At 64.0% G+C, this 17,490-nt stretch carries 18 protein-coding genes and 1 pseudogene; 9 read left to right on the top strand and 10 right to left on the bottom strand.

The window, feature by feature from the left end; all coding sequences use genetic code 11:
- The 3 genes and pseudogenes from D0Z70_RS19520 to D0Z70_RS19510 form a co-directional block, all read left to right on the top strand.
- A pseudogene (locus D0Z70_RS19520) lies at positions 1-89 on the top strand (integrase catalytic subunit); the annotation flags it as partial.
- 320 nt (positions 90-409) lie between these two features.
- Positions 410-1,183, top strand: a complete 774-nt coding sequence (locus tag D0Z70_RS19515) for a type IV toxin-antitoxin system AbiEi family antitoxin domain-containing protein (protein WP_239019033.1) — start codon at positions 410-412, stop codon at positions 1,181-1,183.
- Positions 1,170-2,081, top strand: a complete 912-nt coding sequence (locus tag D0Z70_RS19510) for a nucleotidyl transferase AbiEii/AbiGii toxin family protein (RefSeq protein WP_119749346.1) — start codon at positions 1,170-1,172, stop codon at positions 2,079-2,081. The genes D0Z70_RS19515 and D0Z70_RS19510 overlap by 14 nt, the downstream gene beginning before the upstream one ends.
- Positions 2,082-2,557: 476 nt before the next feature.
- On the opposite strand, the gene D0Z70_RS19505 is transcribed toward D0Z70_RS19510, so the two are convergent.
- Positions 2,558-3,694, bottom strand: coding sequence for a pyridoxal phosphate-dependent aminotransferase (locus tag D0Z70_RS19505; RefSeq protein ID WP_119749343.1), 1,137 nt, complete (start codon positions 3,692-3,694; stop codon positions 2,558-2,560).
- A gap of 65 nt (positions 3,695-3,759) precedes the next feature.
- On the opposite strand from D0Z70_RS19505, the gene D0Z70_RS19500 reads away from it, so the two are divergent.
- Positions 3,760-4,023, top strand: coding sequence for a hypothetical protein (locus D0Z70_RS19500; RefSeq protein ID WP_119749341.1), 264 nt, complete (start codon positions 3,760-3,762; stop codon positions 4,021-4,023).
- A gap of 95 nt (positions 4,024-4,118) precedes the next feature.
- The gene (locus D0Z70_RS19495) at positions 4,119-5,855 is read left to right on the top strand and encodes an acyl-CoA dehydrogenase family protein (RefSeq protein ID WP_119749339.1); all 1,737 of its coding nucleotides are present in this window, start codon (positions 4,119-4,121) and stop codon (positions 5,853-5,855) included.
- 62 nt (positions 5,856-5,917) lie between these two features.
- Here the strand turns inward: D0Z70_RS19495 and D0Z70_RS19490 are convergent, their stop codons facing one another.
- From D0Z70_RS19490 to obgE, 3 genes are read right to left on the bottom strand one after another with little or no spacing between them, the layout of a single operon-like run.
- Positions 5,918-6,814: an NAD-dependent epimerase/dehydratase family protein gene (locus D0Z70_RS19490; protein WP_239019032.1), complete on the bottom strand. Its 897-nt coding sequence runs from the start codon at positions 6,812-6,814 to the stop codon at positions 5,918-5,920.
- A 22-nt stretch (positions 6,815-6,836) separates the two neighbouring features.
- Positions 6,837-7,964, bottom strand: a complete 1,128-nt coding sequence (gene proB / locus D0Z70_RS19485; RefSeq protein WP_119749335.1) for a glutamate 5-kinase — start codon at positions 7,962-7,964, stop codon at positions 6,837-6,839.
- A 46-nt stretch (positions 7,965-8,010) separates the two neighbouring features.
- Positions 8,011-9,111, bottom strand: coding sequence for a GTPase ObgE (obgE, locus tag D0Z70_RS19480; protein WP_119749358.1), 1,101 nt, complete (start codon positions 9,109-9,111; stop codon positions 8,011-8,013).
- Between the two features lie 172 nt (positions 9,112-9,283).
- Here obgE and D0Z70_RS19475 point away from each other — a divergent pair, with 172 nt between their 5' ends.
- Positions 9,284-9,814 (top strand): GNAT family N-acetyltransferase, encoded by a 531-nt coding sequence (locus D0Z70_RS19475; RefSeq protein ID WP_119749333.1) that lies wholly within the window; start codon positions 9,284-9,286, stop codon positions 9,812-9,814.
- The gene (locus D0Z70_RS19470; RefSeq protein ID WP_119749331.1) at positions 9,811-10,353 is read left to right on the top strand and encodes a hypothetical protein; all 543 of its coding nucleotides are present in this window, start codon (positions 9,811-9,813) and stop codon (positions 10,351-10,353) included. The genes D0Z70_RS19475 and D0Z70_RS19470 overlap by 4 nt, the downstream gene beginning before the upstream one ends.
- Here D0Z70_RS19470 and D0Z70_RS19465 read toward each other — a convergent pair.
- From D0Z70_RS19465 to rplU, 3 genes are all read right to left on the bottom strand, one after another.
- The gene (locus D0Z70_RS19465; RefSeq protein ID WP_119749329.1) at positions 10,340-10,915 is read right to left on the bottom strand and encodes a GNAT family N-acetyltransferase; all 576 of its coding nucleotides are present in this window, start codon (positions 10,913-10,915) and stop codon (positions 10,340-10,342) included. The genes D0Z70_RS19470 and D0Z70_RS19465 overlap by 14 nt on opposite strands.
- Positions 10,916-11,186: 271 nt before the next feature.
- Complete coding sequence (rpmA, locus tag D0Z70_RS19460) at positions 11,187-11,456, bottom strand: 50S ribosomal protein L27 (RefSeq protein WP_017183119.1); 270 nt, start codon at positions 11,454-11,456, stop codon at positions 11,187-11,189.
- Between the two features lie 32 nt (positions 11,457-11,488).
- A complete protein-coding gene (gene rplU / locus D0Z70_RS19455; RefSeq protein ID WP_119749327.1) occupies positions 11,489-11,854 on the bottom strand; it encodes a 50S ribosomal protein L21 in 366 nt (121 codons plus the stop codon).
- Positions 11,855-12,043: 189 nt separating this feature from the next.
- Between rplU and D0Z70_RS19450 the strand changes: the two genes are divergently transcribed.
- Positions 12,044-12,436: a hypothetical protein gene (locus tag D0Z70_RS19450; protein ID WP_119749325.1), complete on the top strand. Its 393-nt coding sequence runs from the start codon at positions 12,044-12,046 to the stop codon at positions 12,434-12,436.
- Positions 12,437-12,490: 54 nt separating this feature from the next.
- Positions 12,491-14,128 (top strand): YbaL family putative K(+) efflux transporter, encoded by a 1,638-nt coding sequence (ybaL, locus tag D0Z70_RS19445; protein WP_119749323.1) that lies wholly within the window; start codon positions 12,491-12,493, stop codon positions 14,126-14,128.
- A gap of 44 nt (positions 14,129-14,172) precedes the next feature.
- Here the strand turns inward: ybaL and D0Z70_RS19440 are convergent, their stop codons facing one another.
- From D0Z70_RS19440 to rplK, 3 genes are all read right to left on the bottom strand, one after another.
- Positions 14,173-15,963: a DEAD/DEAH box helicase gene (locus D0Z70_RS19440; protein ID WP_119749321.1), complete on the bottom strand. Its 1,791-nt coding sequence runs from the start codon at positions 15,961-15,963 to the stop codon at positions 14,173-14,175.
- Between the two features lie 310 nt (positions 15,964-16,273).
- A complete protein-coding gene (gene rplA, locus D0Z70_RS19435; protein ID WP_119749319.1) occupies positions 16,274-16,972 on the bottom strand; it encodes a 50S ribosomal protein L1 in 699 nt (232 codons plus the stop codon).
- A gap of 4 nt (positions 16,973-16,976) precedes the next feature.
- Positions 16,977-17,408 (bottom strand): 50S ribosomal protein L11, encoded by a 432-nt coding sequence (rplK, locus tag D0Z70_RS19430; protein ID WP_119749317.1) that lies wholly within the window; start codon positions 17,406-17,408, stop codon positions 16,977-16,979.
- Positions 17,409-17,490: the final 82 nt, after the last annotated feature.

Below are 17,490 nucleotides of genomic sequence, written 5' to 3'. Positions count from 1 at the left end.
CGGAAACGGCTTCACCGCCATATCCGGCCTCCGGTTCCGCTTCGCTCCACCTCCATCCGGATATGGCGGCGGCGAGAATAATCCACTAACAATCAACACGGTCCACTCGGTGGGGGCAGGTCAGGAGCATGTGGAGGCCAGCAGGCAAGGCAAGCTGTCTTGATGCGCCGGCACCCATTCCATTCCCCCCATACTGCGGCGAATATCGGCCTTAATCTCGGCAAATGATGCGGAAATAGGCGATTAGTGGAGGCGGCTAGTTTGAAAATGCGTTACAATGCTTAGCCTGACTTTGTATTTTGAGTGAATGATAAACTGGACATTGGTTTGATAATGTGCCATATTGCACAATATGACTACATATTCGGCAGGAAAGTTAAACCAATTGCAGCAGACCTTGCCCGAAGGCATGTTGGTCGATGCCGCGTGGCTGGAGGAACGGGGCTACTCATCTTCGCTACGCAGTCATTATGTCAGGGCGGGGTGGTTGAACCAGCCTGCGCCGCGAGTCTATCGCCGGTCACACGGGCCACTGCAATGGGAGCAGGTTATCACGTCGCTGCAAGCGGCGCTCGATTCGCCGCTTACCGTGGGCGGGCGCACCGCGCTGGAACACCAAGGCTATGCCCATTACCTTAGCGCCACCACCAATGAGGTGCATCTTTACGGCCATCACCGTCCACCGAGCTGGTTGAGCGCGCTCCCGCTGGATGTGACGTTTCACTATCATAACAGCCAACGCCTTTTTCCCGACGAGACAACGCCGAAGCCAGATCCCTTACCCGAAGGGGAGGGCAAAGAGATGCGTATGCCCGGAGGCTTCATGGTGCAGCTGGGCGGAGCAATCAGTTGGCCACTACGCCTTGCAACCCCGGAGCGCGCGGTTTTGGAACTGTTGGACGAACTGCCCGATAGGGAGAGTTTCCATCAGGTCGATATGCTGATGGAGGGCATGGCCAACCTCAGCCCTCGCCGCCTGCAATCGCTGTTGACCGCCTGCCGCAGCGTCAAAGTGAAACGGCTCTTTCTGTTCTTCGCCGACCGGCATCATCACCGCTGGTTCGATCAGCTTGATCTGTCCGCCATCGCCCTGGGATCAGGCAAGCGCATGTTGGCCAAGGGTGGGGTCTTAAACCAGCGCTACCAAATCACCGTCCCGGAGGATTTGAATGGCGCTGCGTGATAGTTATCGTCGGCAAGTTGCCTTGCTTGTGCGGGTGCTGCCGCTGGTCGGGGAGGAACCGGACTTTGCCCTGAAAGGCGGCACGGCGATCAACCTGTTCGTCAGGGATATGCCGCGCCTGTCGGTGGATATCGACCTGACCTATCTGCCCGTGCAGGATCGGGCGACATCCCTTGCGGCGATTGACACGGCCATGCAACGCATCAGCACGCGCATTGAGCGCGCCATTCCCGATGCCCGGATCACCCCAACGTTTCACGAAAGCGCGACAACGAAGCTGCTCATTCGCACTTCCGATGCCCAAATCAAAATCGAAGTAACGCCCGTTCTGCGCGGGTGCGTTTATGATCCGGTGTTGATGAACGTTTCGCCCTCCGTCGAAGAATCGTTCGGCTTCGCGCAGATGCAGGTCATTTCCTTTGCCGATCTCTATGCCGGTAAGATCGTCGCGGCGCTTGACCGGCAGCATCCCCGCGACCTCTATGATGTCCGCGAATTGCTGGCGCATGAAGGCATTGACGATGCGTTGCGCAATGCATTTCTTGTCTACATCATCAGCCATGGCCGTCCCATCGGGGATGTGCTGGCCCCGACCCGGAAACCCCTGGAACAAGAGTTTCGTCGTGGGTTTGAAGGAATGACCGCCGAACCGGTACTACTGACCGATTTGGAGGCAGCGCGCGAAGCGATCATCGACGCGATGGTAGGCGGCATGTCGGCAGATCATCGGCACTTCTTGATGTCGTTCAAACGCGGTACGCCAGATTGGTCGCTCCTTGATATCCCTGCCGCGCAGCATCTGCCTGCCGTACAATGGAAGCAGCGCAATCTCGATCAACTGAGCAAAGCCAAGCGTGCGATGCTGGCAGACAAATTGGAGAAGCTTCTGCTCGGATAATCGCCATGTGGAGAAAATGGCGAAGTCGCTCGACACAGGATTCATCATCTGCCAGAGGTCAATGTAGACGCGCCCGTTTTTTCAAAGATGCCTTGCACAAGTCTTACACACTTACACAAAGCCTTACACAAAATAGCCGCGTTGTTAAAAATATCATTATTAATCAAAGACATGTCTAGGATATAGGCGACTCAAAATCCGGTTCCGCAAGGAGTGTCGGTTCGATTCCGACCGCCCGCACCATTTTTTGGCCGGACTTTGTTTCCGACATTGCGGTTCAGATCGCGCGCATCCTCGCCTGGAAGGCAGGGCGGTTGCATATGACTTTCCGCTATCCATCCAACGTCATGCTGAATTTATTTCAGCATCCATCGTGCCCCAAATGCCGTCGCTCGTAACGAGTTCAGGATGACGATGAAGGAGGGGGCAGTTTCATATGCGATAAGCCTGCCCTTGCAGAGGAGGATTTCCTGCGTTCAACGCCTGCCTTGCGCCTGAAACCAGGGCACCATCCGGGCGATGGCGTCCTCTACGCGGTCGGTCGAGACGGCGAAGCTGAAACGGATGAAATGATGGCCTTCGACCGGATCGAAGTCGATACCGGGGGCTGTGGCGACGCCGGTGTCCTGGAGCAGGCGGTGGCAGAAGGCGAGGCTGTCATTGGTCAGGTGGCTGATGTCGGCATAGAGGTAGAAAGCGCCATCGGGCGGGGCGATGCTGGCGAGGCCCAGCGCAGGCAGGGCGTCGAGCAGCAATTGCCGGTTGCGGCGGTAGGTGGCGACATGGCCGTCCAGTTCTGCGCTCTCCTCAAACGCCTGTAGCCCGGCCTGTTGGGCGAGGACGGGGGGCGTGAGGAAGAGATTGCCCATGCGGGCGCGGGCGGCGTCGATCAGGGCAGGCGGCACGACGATCCAGCCCAGACGCCAGCCGGCCATGCTGAAATATTTGGAGAAGCTGTTGACCACGATCGCGTCGGGGGCGAATTCCAGCATCGATCGGGCCGGGTCGCCAAAGGACAGGCCGTGATAGATTTCGTCCGAGATGATGGCGATGCCGCGCGCGGCGCAGGTGGCGGCGATGCGGGCGAGTTCGTCCGCCGGGATGATGGTCCCGGTGGGGTTGGCGGGGCTGGCGATGATGAGGCCGTCAGGTGCAGGATCGAGGACGGCGAGGGCGTCGGCGCTGATCTGGTAGCGTTCTGCCGGGCCGCAGGCGATTTCGAGCGGGTCCAGATAGAGCGCCTTCAATGTGTTGCGATAGGCGACATAGCCGGGGCGGGCGGTCGCGACCCGTGCGCCGGGCGCGAACAGGCTGGTGAGCGCGAGGACGAGGCCGGGCGATGCGCCGCAGGTGAGCAGGATGCGTTCGGGGTCGATGGTAAGACCATAGCTGTCGCGATAATGGCGGGCGATCCGCCCTTTCAGCGGCTGGCTTTCCCAATAGCCCATCGGATCGGTGTCCAGCACATGATGGGCGACCGCGATGGCGGCGGCCGGTGCGCCGGTGGAGGGCTGGCCAAATTCCATGTGGAGGATGGAGCGGCCTGCCGCTTCGAGCCTGTGGGCTTCGCGGCTGATGGCGATGGCGTGGAACGGGTCGATGCTGGCGATCATGCTGTCTGCCTAGAGGGGGCGTGGCGTGGCTGCAACCTTGGCGGCCGATGCGGCGTTGGGGTGGGATGGACGAGGCTGTGCTGACAGGGCTGCAATATTATGGCGCAGGGGCGGCGACGCTGGCGGCGCTGCTGGTCTCGCTCAACATCGGGCGGCGCGTGACCGGATGGGCCTTCGTGCTGTTCGTCACCAGCTCGATTGCGCTGATCGCCTGGGGATTTCTGGCGCAGGACAGTGAGGGGATCGGCTGGCAGAATGTCGCGATGCTGGGGATCAATCTGGTCGGCGTGTGGCGATATCTGCTGTCGTCGCATAAGCCCAAGGATTGAGCTGCGGACAGTGACATGGACATAGGGACAGTCCGCGCGAAATTGACTGTAACATATGTTTGGTGTAACGGTATCGCGACAGAAGAGGAACCGCCATGCAGAGCTATGCCCCGCCGATCGACGATTATCGTTTCCTGCTGACCGAGGTGCTGGGTTTCGACCAGGCGATGGCGGAGCTGGGCAAGGCGGTGGACGCTGATCTGGCTGTGGCGGTGCTGGAGGAGGCGGGGAAGGTTTGTGCCGAGCGGCTGCATCCGCTGAACCGGGAGGGGGATGAGCAGGGCAGCCGTCTGGTCGACGGCGCGGTGCAGACGCCCGACGGGTTCGCGCAGGCCTATCGCGATTTTGCCGATGCGGGCTGGACGTCGCTGTCGGCGGACCCGGCGCATGGCGGGCAGGGGCTGCCCTTTGTCCTGCAACTCTGGTTCGACGAGATGATATCGGCGACCAACCTGTCCTTCGGCCTGTTCCCCGGCCTGTCGCGCGGGGCGTGCGAGGCGATTGCCGCCCATGCCAGCGAAGAGCTGAAAGCCGCCTATCTGGGGCCGCTGGTGATTGGCGAGTGGACGGGCGCAATGGCTCTGACCGAGAGTGGGGCGGGGACCGATCTGGCGCTGCTCAAGACGCGGGCGACGCCCAATGGGGACGGCAGCTATGCGGTGGCGGGGACCAAGATTTTCATTTCGTCGGGGGACCATGATTTTGGCGGCAATATCGTCCATCTGGTGCTGGCGCGGCTGCCCGATGCGCCGCCGGGCGTGAAGGGGATCAGCCTGTTTCTGGTGCCAAAGTATCTGCCCGATGCCGATGGCGGCTTTACCGTGCGCAACGCCATGTCGGTGGGGTCGCTGGAAAAGAAGATGGGGATTCACGCGCAGCCGACCTGCGTGATGCATTATGATGACGCGACCGGCTGGCTGGTGGGGGAGGCGCATCGCGGACTGGCGGCGATGTTCACGATGATGAATGCCGAGCGGCTGATGGTGGGCATCCAGGGGTTGGGCATTGCAGGCGGCGCCTATCAGCAGGCGGCGGCCTATGCCCGCGACCGGGTGCAGGGGCGCAGCGCAGACGGGACGCGCGGGCCGGTGGCGATCATCGACCATGCCGATGTGCGGCGGATGCTGCTGAATGTCCGCGCCTTCGTGGAGGCCGGGCGGGCGCTGGCGGGATGGACCGCGCTGCAACTCGACCGGGCGAAGGGCCATGACGATGCGGGCGAGCGGGGACAAGCCGATGCGCTGGTCGCGCTGCTGACGCCGGTGATCAAGGCGGCCTTTACCGATTTTGGTTTCGAGAGCGCGGTGCAGGCGCAGCAGGTGTTTGGCGGCCATGGCTACATCCGCGAATGGGGGATGGAGCAATATGTGCGCGATGCGCGGATCGCGCAGATTTACGAAGGCACCAACGGGGTGCAGGCGATGGATCTGGTCGGGCGCAAGCTGCCGATGGCGGGCGGCGCAGTGGTCGAGGGCTTTTTCGACGGGATCGCGGCCGATGTCGCGGCGGCGGGCGATCTGGTGATTGCGGCGCGGACCGGCGAGGCGTTGGCGTTGCTACGCGAGGCGACGGTGGCGCTGCGCGGGGCGGGCGTGGATGCGACGGGGGCGGCGGCGGTCGATTATCTGCGGCTGTTCGCGCTGGTGGCGATGGGATGGATGTGGACGCGGATGGCGGTGGCTGCTGGCGCGGGTGATACGGCGCTGCATAGCGGCAAGCTGGCGGTGGCGGACTATTTTGCGCGGCGGGTGTTGCCGCAGGCGGGCGGACTGGCGGCAAGCATATCGGCGGGAGAGGGGGCGATCATGGCGCTGGCGGCGGAGGCGTTTTAGGAACGATCAGCCTAAGAACGCGATATCGAAGCCTTGCGTCTATCGGGAGGAGCGGCGTTGGATCACACCCACCCCTTCGCCCTATAGGCCTCCGCCGTCGCCTTCAGTCCCGCTTCGGTCGGCACCTGCGGCATCCAGAGTTGCCTGGGCACATGCGCCCCGGTCGCGGCGACCCAATCGGGGTGGCAGAAATAATCGACCCGGTCGGGCGTCAGCTTCGCGCCCTTGCCGCGGATCATCCGGTCGGTGCGCGCTGCCACGCCCAGCAGCCAGGCGGGGGTCGCCAGCGTCCGCACGGTCCGGCCCATGGCGCGGCCGATCGCGGCCCCAAAATCCTTATGATCCCAACCGCCGACCGTGCCGTCATCCGCCTCATAGATGTGGGTCAGGCTGATCTCTCTCTCACCCGCCAACGTCAGCAGCAGCCGCGCCAGATCGCCGACCTCGATCACCGACAGCCGCCCGCCCGGCGGCAGCATCATGATGCCGCGCTTGGCCATGCGGAACAGTTCCAGCATTTCCCGGTCATTCGGCCCGTAAATGGCGGGCGGACGCACGATCGTCCAGTCAAGTCCGCTGGCCTTCACATGGCGTTCGGCCAATGCCTTCGACCAGCCATAGTCGGACAGGTCGGGTTCGCGCGCGGCGAGCGAGGAGACATGGACCAGCCGCCGCACCCCGCGTTTGCGCATGGCGTCGATCACCGTAATCGTGCCACGCGCATTGCCTGCCTCGAATGCGTCGCGATCGGGCGCGTTCACCACGCCCGCTATATGCACCACGACATCGGCGTCGCGCACCAGCGTATCGAGACCCGCTGCATCGTCCAGCGACCCCGGCACCCATTTCAGCCGCGCGCGTGGCGGCTGCGCCTTGCGGGTCAGCGCGGTGACATGATGCCCCGCCGCCAGCGCCTGATCCAACGTCTCGGTACCGACGAAACCCGTCGCGCCGGTCATGGCAATCCGCAATGCCATGGTGTCAGACCATCGCCATATGGTCGCGATGGACCAGTACGGACCGGGGCAGGTGGCCGAGCAATGTGGCGATATCCTCGCTGCGTTTGCCCGCGATCCGCGCCGCTTCCTCGCTGTCATATTCGCTCAAGCCGCGCGCGATCACCCGGCCATCGGGCGTCACGATATCCACCACATCGCCGCGCGCAAACACGCCTTCCACGCTGGCGACCCCGGCGGGCAGCAGGCTGTTGCCCTTGCCCAGAGCCCGTTCCGCGCCCGCATCCACGATGATCCGCCCGCGCACGGTCAGTCGCCCGGCCAGCCAGCCCTTGCGGGCGCGCTTGGCGGGTGCGGCGAGGAAGATCGACCCCTTGCCGCCACCCGTCCAGTGCGACAGCGGCGCATCGACCTTGCCCGAAATGATCGCCAGATGCGCGCCCGCGCCCGTCGCAATCTTCGCCGCCTCTATCTTGGAGGTCATACCGCCCGATCCCATGCCGGACGCCGAGCCACCGTCGGCCATGGCGGCGATTCGCGCATCGATGCGCTCTATTGTTTCGATCAGCATGGCGTCCGCATCGACGTGCGGGTTGGCGGTGTAAAGCCCGTCCACGTCCGACAGCAGGACAACTGCGTCAGCCCGTGCCGCCTGTCCGATACGCGCCGCCAGCCGGTCATTATCGCCAAAGCGGATTTCGGCGGTCGCCACGCTGTCATTCTCGTTCACCACCGGCACGACGCCCAGCGCCATCAGCCGTTCGAGCGTTGCCGAGGCATTGAGGTAACGGCGGCGATTTTCCAGATCATCGAGTGTCACCAGCATCTGCGCCGCGACAATGCCCTGTTCGTCGAGCAGGCTGGCCCAGCATTGCGACAAGGCGATCTGCCCCGTCGCGGCGGCTGCCTGCGCATCCTCAAGGCTGCCGCGTCCCCCCTTGGGCAATTTCAGCCGCCGCGCGCCTAGCGCGATCGCCCCCGACGACACGATGATGACCTGCTGCCCCGCGCTTTTGCGCGCCGCGACATCGGCCACCAGCGTGCGCAACCAGTCCACCCGCACCTGACCCGCCGGATCGACCAGCAGGGCAGAGCCGATCTTGATCACCAGACGGCGGATGAGGGTGGGGGGAAAGCCGGAGAGGGGGTTCATAGACTAGTCCAGCAACGCCCCTCCCCTTCAGGGGAGGGGATGAAGGTCAGAGCGGCGACCATGGGCGTTCGCCTTCTTCGTCCGCGTCGCTTTCCGGCTTCGCATCGTCCAGCGCCTGCCCCACGATCGGCAGGATCGCGTCGAGCAGCGCTTCCACGCCCTCGCCGGTCCCGGCGGAGATGATGAACACATCCTCCACGCCTTCCTCGCGCAGCTGGTCGGCAATATCCTCCATCAGCTCCGGCCCGAGCAGGTCGCCCTTGTTGAGCGCGACGATCTGCGGCTTTTCGTCCAGCCCCTCGCCATAAGCGGACAATTCGTCCTGCACGATATGGAAAGCCTCGATCGGATCGTCGCCGGTCGCGTCGATCAGATGGAGCAGCACGCGGCAGCGTTCGATGTGACCCAAAAACCGGTCGCCAATCCCCACGCCTTCGGCCGCACCCGCGATCAGGCCCGGAATATCCGCCAGCACGAATTCGCGCTGCTTGTGCAGCACAACGCCCAGCTGCGGCTTGGTGGTGGTAAAGGCATAGGCGCCGACCTTCGCCTTGGTATTGGTGACCTGATTGATCAGCGTGGACTTGCCCGCATTGGGCATCCCGACCAAACCGACATCGGCCAGCAGTTTCAGCCGCAGCCACACCCACATTTCCTGGCCCGGCCAGCCCGTGCCATGCTGGCGCGGGGCGCGGTTGGTGCTGGTCTTGTAGGACATGTTGCCCCGGCCGCCATCGCCGCCGCGCAGGAAAGTGACGCGCTGCCCCACTTCGGTGAAGTCGGCCAGCACGTCCTGATCCTCATAATCGGGAATGCCGTCCTCATCCTCGCTGCCCTCGATCGGCTTGGGATCGGACAATATCTGGGTGCCGACCGGCACCTTGATGATCAGATCCTTGCCGCCCGCGCCATAGCGATTCTTGCCCATGCCCGGCGTGCCGCGCTGCGCCTTGAAATGCTGGGTGTAGCGGAAGTCGATCAGGGTATTGAGACCCTGCACCGCTTCGAAAATGATGTCGCCGCCCTTGCCGCCATTGCCGCCGTCGGGACCGCCATATTCCTCATATTTTTCACGCCGGAAACTGACCGCACCGGGGCCGCCCCAGCCGGATTTGATAAAGATTTTTGCTTGATCGAGAAAATGCATGGGGCGCCCATAGAGCATTCTGAAGTCGGCTGGAACAGTCGACGGCCCGCAGAATGCGGAAAACATAAAATAGCGCCTAATGGCGGAAAATTAAACCTCTGTGCGCGGCGATCGACAATCTGTAGCAAGCGCTTGGCTTGACGACTGGCGGACACTGGCCTTTGATCGCGGCATGATGACCGCGCCCCTGCTCCATACCGACCGCCTGATCCTGCGCCGGCATATGCTTGCCGACTATCCTGCCTGCTGCGCGCTATGGAGCGATGTGGAGGTTGTCCGCCATATCGGCGGATCGCCGCAGGACGCGCAGGCGGTGTGGTTCCGCCTGCTGCGCTATGCGGGCATGTGGTCGCTGCTGGGCTATGGCATGTGGGTGATGGAGGATCGCGCGACCGGCGCGATGATCGGCGAGGCGGGCTTGCTGAGCGCCGCGCGTAGCCTGCCTGAACTGGACGGTGTGCCGGAGGCGGGATGGGTATTGGGACCGCAGGCTTGGGGCCGGGGACTGGCAACCGAGGCGATGGCGGCGGTGCTGGGCTGGGCCGACGCCAATCTGGACAGGACCGCGATCCGCTGCATCATCGAGCCGGACAATGGCGCGTCGATCAAGGTAGCCGAAAAGCTGGGGTTTGCGGCAATGGGCGACGCAGTGCTGGGGGGCAAGGTGATCAAGCTGTTTGACCGTCGGGGGGTGTCGGCATGATCGGTTGGGCCATGCCTGTGCTGGTTAGCATTGCTGTACCTGCGATTGGAGAGGCGGATCGCGCGGCCATCGCTGTCCGCGTCGCCGATTTTGGCGCGATGATGCAGGAAGGGCGCATCGCCGACAGCTTAGACTTTATTCCGCCCCGTCTACTGCGCAGCATCGCGCAGCGTTTCGGCGTGCCGGAAAACGATGTGAAGGCGATGGTTGGCGCACAGATGGCCAATGCTTTGGCGGGTGTTCGTTTCCTGTCCTTTGCCATGGATATGCAGGCAGCGACAGTCGCGACCACGCCAGGCCGACGGCGTGCCTATATGCTGATCCCGACCGAGAGTCAGATCGCCATTCCCGATTTGGGGACGCTGCGCAGCCAGACCAGCACGTTGGCGTTGCAGGATGAGGGCGAATGGTATCTCATCCGAATCGACAGCACGCAACAGGTTGCCCTGCTGCGCGCGGCCTACCCCGAATTTACCGGTGTCGATTTTCCGTCAGGGTCCTCGACCATGGTGGACGGGCCGGTGCCTACGCCGCCATAGCAGGCAAGGCATCCGCATAGAGATCCATCGCCGGATCTTCCCCATTTCGCGCCACCGCGCCTTCCTCGAAGATCAGGCAGGGTGCGGTGCAGCCGCGGGCCGGGCTGAAGCGTGCTTCGACCCGGCCATTATGGCGAAAGCCGAGCTTGCGCAGGACATTGCCCGACGCGCCATTGTCGGCGAAATGCGCGGCGCGGATGTCGCGCACGCCGTTGGCGCGCGCCATGCGCAGAACCGCGTGCGCCGCTTCGGTCGCGAAGCCCAGCCCCCAATAGGGGCGGGCGATCCAATAGCCCAGTTCATGGCTGCCATCTTCGGCGCGCATGACGCCGCAGCCGCCGACCAGACGCGGCGCGCCATGGGTGCGGGTGAAGGCGAGCAGGCTGGGCTGGCGCACATCCTGCGGCCGGGCCAGGAACGCCTGCGCATCGTCCAGACCATAGGGGCTGGGCGCGGGGGTCAGGTTGCGCAGGACCGCCGGATCGCCAATGGCCTGGGCCAGGGCAGGGGCATCCTCGATCCAGCCCGGACGCAGGAGCAGGCGGGGGGTACGGGCGAACATTCTCGTCTCTCCTCTTTGTCTGCGCCGATAGCCGCCAATGATGACGGCTTGACGACGCTGTGGCTTCTGGACTGGCCCCGCCCGCACGACGCGCGGGAAGGGCTTTAGTTCCAGGGACTTGAGGGAAAATGGAGGGGAGGCCCGTAGCAACGAAAAAGGGGCGCTCCTTGTGGAAGGAGCGCCCCTTTTTCCCTCGAAAACCGACAGCGCCTGATGGCCCTGTCGGGAGGATCGCCCCTTTGCGGAGGGACGATCCGTCATTGATCGTCCGTTATTCGGCGGCCTGCGCGACAGCGTCGACCGACACATATTTGCGGCCCTGCTTGCCCGCATGGAATACCACGCGGCCTTCGCCCAGCGCGAACAGCGTGTGGTCCTTGCCCATGCCGACGTTACGGCCGGGATAGACGCGGGTGCCGCGCTGGCGAATGATGATGTTGCCGCCGATCACTTCCTGACCGCCGAACTTCTTGACGCCAAGGCGCTTCGATTCCGAATCACGACCGTTGCGCGACGAACCGCCAGCTTTCTTATGTGCCATTGTCTAAACTCCTAATTCTAGTCGCGAAGCGATCAGGCTTCAGCAGCGGCAGGCGCCGCGTCTTCGGTCTTTGCAGCGGCCTTCTTGGCCTTCTTTTCTTCGCTGCCGATCGACACGATCCGCAGGATCGTGTGACGCTGACGGTGGCCGTTCTTGCGGCGATAATTGTGGCGGCGGCGCTTCTTGAAAACGATGACCTTCTCGCCCTTCGCCTGCGCGATGATCTCGGCTGCGACGGTCAGACCGGCCACATCCTTCAGATCGCCGCCTTCGCCGGCCAGCAGGACGTCGTCCAGCGTGATCTTGTCACCGGCTTCACCGGCCATTTTCTCGACGACGATCTTGTCTCCGGCGGCGACGCGATATTGCTTGCCGCCTGTGCGCACGATAGCGAACATGGCTTGTCTCTTCTCGTTCAAATCTGCTTTACGCCAATCACCAAAGACATGAAGCCTAAGCCGACCCGCGCGGGAATGTGGCCCGGTAGTGGAATGACTCGAACCTGTCAACCACGATGGGCCGGTTCAGGGGGTGGTTTTCCACCTGCCTTGCCCTATCTATAGCAGGATAAAGGGATAGTGGCACGCATGAAGCGCATCGGAGCAGACAGCAAAGGATTTGCGGGCCAGCGCCTGCCGGTCATCGCTGCCCTGTGGATGCTGATTGGCGTCGTCTTGCTCTCGGCCCTCGCGCCGCTAGGGCCGCCGCTCAGCCGGGTTGCCGGGTCGGCCTTCAATCCCGCGACCAGCGATGTGGTGATCAAGGCGCGCGCCCCGCTCCCTCCGCAGACGGTGCAGACCGCCCGGCTAGACGGTGATGGTCCCTCTGCCTTTCACCTGCTGCTGGCAGTGGTGGCAGCCTCTTCACTCATTGTCTGGCGGCTATGTGCCGTCCCGGCATTGTCTCGCCCAGCAGCGACAGTGCGATCCGGCGTCCACTCCCGCACCAGGCAAGCGCGCGCACCCCCAGCCTGTTCCTGACGAATCGACTCCGGGCCCAGCGCGCGGGCCTTCGTTCGGAACAAGGATTTGCCTATGCCCCACCACACGCCCCTGATCGGCACGATCGTTGCCGGTCTTGTCGTCGCCTTCATCATGGGGGCGATCGCGCATCGCCTCAAACTCTCGCCGCTCGTCGGCTATCTCGTCGCCGGGATCATGGTCGGTCCCTTCACCCCCGGTTTCGTTGCCGATGCAAGCCTGGCCAACGAACTGGCCGAAATTGGCGTCATCCTGCTGATGTTCGGAGTGGGGCTGCATTTCTCCCTAAAAGACCTGCTCTCGGTCAAACATATCGCCATCCCCGGCGCGCTGGTGCAGATCGCGGTCGCGACCGGCCTTGGCATGGCGCTGGCGCATGTCATGGGCTGGCCGCTGATGGGCGGCATCGTCTTTGGTCTGGCCTTGTCGGTCGCCAGCACGGTCGTGCTGCTGCGCGCCTTGCAGGGCGCTGATCTGGTCGAAACCCGACGGGGCCGAATCGCCGTCGGCTGGCTGATTGTCGAGGATCTGGTGATGGTCCTTGCGCTGGTCCTGCTGCCAGCCCTCGCCGCCGTCATCAACGACGCCGAGTCCGGCGCAGGGGCGGGCGCATTGATCGCGCCTTTGGTCGGCACCCTGCTCAAGGTCGCGGGCTTCGTCGCGCTGATGCTGGTGGTCGGGCGGCGTGTCATCCCCTGGGCGCTGCACTGGGTCGTCCACACCGGATCGCGCGAGCTGTTCCGCCTCGCCGTCCTCGCCATCGCGCTGGGCGTAGCGTTCGGCGCGGCCTATGCGTTCGACGTGTCCTTCGCGCTGGGGGCTTTCTTTGCGGGCATGATCCTGGGCGAAACCCCGCTCAGCCGCCGCGCGACCGAAGAAACGCTCCCGCTGCGCGATGCCTTTGCGGTGCTGTTCTTCGTGTCGGTGGGCATGTTGTTCAATCCCGCCGTGCTGGTGCAACAGCCGCTGCCGCTGCTCGCCACCGTCGCGATCATCATCGTGGGCAAATCGATCGCCGCCTATGCCATCGTCCGCCTGTTCGGCAAACCGGGCGACACTGCCATGACCATCGCGGTCAGCCTGGCGCAGATCGGCGAATTTTCCTTCATTCTCGCCACGCTGGGGACAGGCCTTGGCGTGCTGCCTGCGGACGCGCGCGACCTGATCCTGGCAGGCGCGATCGTCTCGATCTTCCTCAACCCCATCCTCTTCTCGCTGGCGGTGCGCGGTCGCAAGCAGGAGGAGGTCGATGCCGAAGCCGCCCGCGTTGCCGCCGCGCGTCCGGCGATGGGCCATGTCGTACTGGTCGGCTATGGCCGTGTCGGCAAGCTGATCGCCACCCGCCTGACCCAGCGCGCCGTCCCCTTCGTGGTGATCGAAGGAGACGCGGAGAAAGCCGAGGAGGCGCAAGCCGTCGGACTGTCCGTCGTCCGCGGCAATGCGCTGGAGGACCGCCACCTCATAAAAGCGGGCGTGAAGGAGGCGCATCACCTGCTGATCGCCGTGCCGGAGGGTTTTGAGGGCGGCGCGATCCACGAACATGCGATCCGCCTGAACCCGCAGCTCCAGGTCATCGCCCGCGCACACAGCGATGCGGAGGTCGACTATCTCGAAAAGCTCGGCGTCCCCCATGTGGTGATGGGCGAACGGGAACTGGCGGGCCGGATGCTCAGCCTGTGCGGGGCGGGGTAAAACAAGAAAAATCCTCCCCTTGGCAAGGGGAGGATTTCGGATCGTCAGCCCCGGCTGCGCGGCGGACCCTTGCGGGGGCCACCGGCGCCAGCGCCCTTGAACGGACGCGGGCTGTGCGGTGCTGCGCCGCCACGCGAAAAATTGCCCGGACCGCCACGGGGCGGACCAGCGCGGTTGGGACGATCGCCATTGGCGGGGCGCAGCTGCTTGCGCTTTTCGCGGGCTTCCTCGCGCGGCGCGCCATCGACCGGATCGAACAGCACATCCGCGCCCTCGTCACCCGCTTCGCCGGTGCGGCGGACGGCGGCCAGGAATTTGGATGCGATCGCCTTGGGAATTTCGAACATCGTGTCGTTGGTGGTGATGCGGATCGCGCCGATGTCCCCGCGCGACACATGGCCGCGACGGCAGATCAGCGGCAAAATCCAGCGCGGATCGGCATTCTGGTTGCGACCGATGTTCATGCGGAACCACTGAGTATCCTCGAAACCGGGACGCGGCCCTTCGCGGCGGGCAGGGGCATCGCTGCCGTCCAGCAGCTCTTCGGGCGCAGGCAGGGCGGCGCGGGCGGACCGCACCAGCATCGCGGCGATTTCCTTGGCGCTCTTGGCTTCCAGCAGTTCGCCGCCCAGCGCCCAGTCGGACTCTTCCAGCTCCATCGGCTCCAGCAGGCGGGCGCGCAGCCGCTCGGCATCCTGCGCGGCGATCGCTTCCTTGGTCGGGGCGGACGTCCATTCGACCGGAATTTTCGCGCCCTTCAGCATCCCTTCCACCCGGCGACGGCGCGGATAGGGGACGATCAGCACGGCGGTGCCCTTCTTGCCAGCGCGGCCGGTACGGCCCGACCGATGCTGCATGGTTTCCGCGTCGCGCGGAATTTCCACATGCACAACCAGCGTCAGCGTGGGCAGATCGATGCCGCGCGCGGCCACGTCGGTCGCGACGCACACCCGCGCCCGCTTGTCGCGCAGCGCCTGCAACGCATGGTTGCGTTCATTCTGGCTATGTTCGCCCGACAGCGCCACGGCGGCAAAGCCCCGCTCGGTCAGGCTGGCGTGCAGATGGCGGACATTGTCGCGCGTCGCGCAGAACAACATCGCTGTCTCCGCCTCATGGAAGCGCAGCAGATTGACCACGGCATTTTCAATGTCAGCGGGCGCTACGGTCATCGCCTGATAGCTGATGTCGCCATGGCCCCGCTCGGTCGATGTGGTCGCGATCTGGATCGCGTCCTTCTGGTAGCGACGGGCCAGCGCGACGATCGGCTTGGGCATGGTCGCCGAAAAGAGCAGGGTGCGGCGGCCATCGGGGGTGGCATCGAGTATGCCTTCCAGATCTTCGCGGAAGCCCATGTCGAGCATTTCGTCGGCTTCGTCGAGCACGGCGGTCTTGAGCGCCGACAGGTCGAGCGCGCCGCGCTCCAGATGGTCGCGCAGACGGCCGGGCGTGCCGACGACGATATGCGCGCCCTGCGCCAGTGCCTTGCGTTCCCGCGCCGCGTCCATGCCGCCCACGCAGGTGGCGATGCGCGCGCGCGCTCCGGCGTAAAGCCATTCCAGTTCGCGGCTGACCTGCAACGCCAGTTCGCGCGTCGGCGCGATCACCAGCGCCAGCGGCCAGGCGGGCGGCGGCAGGCGGCCTTCCTCGCTCAGCAATTCGCTGGCCATGGCCAGGCCGAAGGCGACGGTCTTGCCCGACCCGGTCTTGGCCGACACGATCATGTCGCGGCCAATCGCTTCGGGTTCGATGACGGACGCCTGCACTTCGGTCAGGGTCTGATAGCCCTTGGTCGTGAGCGCTTGCGCGAGGATAGGGGGGAGAGTTTCAAATGCCATGTCTATAATGTCCATCGGGAGTGCGATTCCGCCTCTACCGACGGCATCATGAGAACCTTCCATGCTTCCAACATCGCGGAAGCCTGGGGCGTCAGGTCAAGCGCCCCAATCACTAATCTCCGTTCGGGCTGAGCGAAGTCGAAGCCTTCCACTGAGCGCAGCGAAGTGCCTTCGCTATGCTCAGGCGAACCCTTCGACTTCGCTCAGGGCGAACGGGAGGAAGATGGCGGCAACCAAATTCCAAAACAGGAAAGCCTCCTTCCCCATTTCGCGAGGAAGGAGGCTTGCCTGATTGTCTATAGCGCAAAAATCAGATTGCGGCGACTTCCGCCACATCGACCTTCACGCCCGGCCCCATCGAGGAGGACAGGGCGATCTTGCGCACATATTTGCCCTTCGAACCGGTCGGCTTGGCCTTGACGATCGCATCGACGAAGGCGTCGAAGTTGCGACGCAGATCTTCGGCGGTGAAGCTCGCCTTGCCAATGCCCGCATGGATGATGCCGGCCTTTTCGACGCGGAATTCGATCTGGCCACCCTTGGCGGCTTTCACGGCTTCGGCGACGTTCGGCGTCACGGTGCCAAGCTTCGGGTTCGGCATCAGGCCCTTGGGACCAAGCACCTTACCCAGACGACCGACCAGACCCATCATGTCCGGCGTCGCGATGACGCGCTGGAAATCGATGTTACCGGCCTGGATCGATTCCAGCAGATCCTCGGCACCCACAATGTCGGCGCCGGCGTCGAGCGCCTGCTGCGCCTTGTCGTTACGGGCGAACACGGCGACGCGCACGTCCTTGCCGGTGCCGGCGGGCAGGGTGACGACGCCACGGACCATCTGGTCGGCGTGACGGGGATCGACGCCCAGATTGATCGCGATTTCGACGCCTTCGTCGAACTTGGCGGTCGCGTGGGTCTTGATCAGGCCCAGCGCTTCATTGACGCCGTGCAGCTTTTCCTTGTTGATCGCGGCGGCCAGAGCCTTCGCCTTCTTGGTCTGCTTTGCCATGGTCTTAGCCCTCCACCACGTCGAGGCCCATCGCGCGAGCGGAGCCTTCAATGATCTTCGTTGCTGCGTCGATGTCGTTCGCGTTCAGGTCAACCATCTTGGCCTGCGCGATTTCGGTCAGCTGGGTGCGGGTGATCTTGCCAGCGACGATCTTGCCCGGTTCCTTGGAACCCGACTTCAGGTTGATCGCCTTCTTGATCAGGAAGGTGGCAGGCGGCTGCTTCATCGTGAAGGTGAAGCTGCGGTCCGCATAGACGGTGATGATCGTCGGCAGGGGCGTACCCTTTTCGACATTGGCCGTCTGCGCGTTGAACGCCTTGCAGAATTCCATGATGTTCACGCCGCGCTGACCCAGTGCTGGGCCGATCGGCGGGGCAGGCTTGGCATCTCCAGCGGGCACCTGGAGCTTGATATAGCCCGTAATCTTCTTGGCCATGATGACTCACTCTGTTGCTGGGCGTGCCGCAAGGCGCGCCCGGTTCAAGTTTAGCGGTGCAAACGAAGGCCAAAGCCTCCTC

Source organism: Sphingobium terrigena (assembly GCF_003591655.1).
GTDB classification, from domain to species: domain Bacteria; phylum Pseudomonadota; class Alphaproteobacteria; order Sphingomonadales; family Sphingomonadaceae; genus Sphingobium; species Sphingobium terrigena.
The sequence above is the reverse complement of the archived record's forward strand: the minus strand, read 5'-3'. Positions and strand labels throughout refer to the sequence as shown.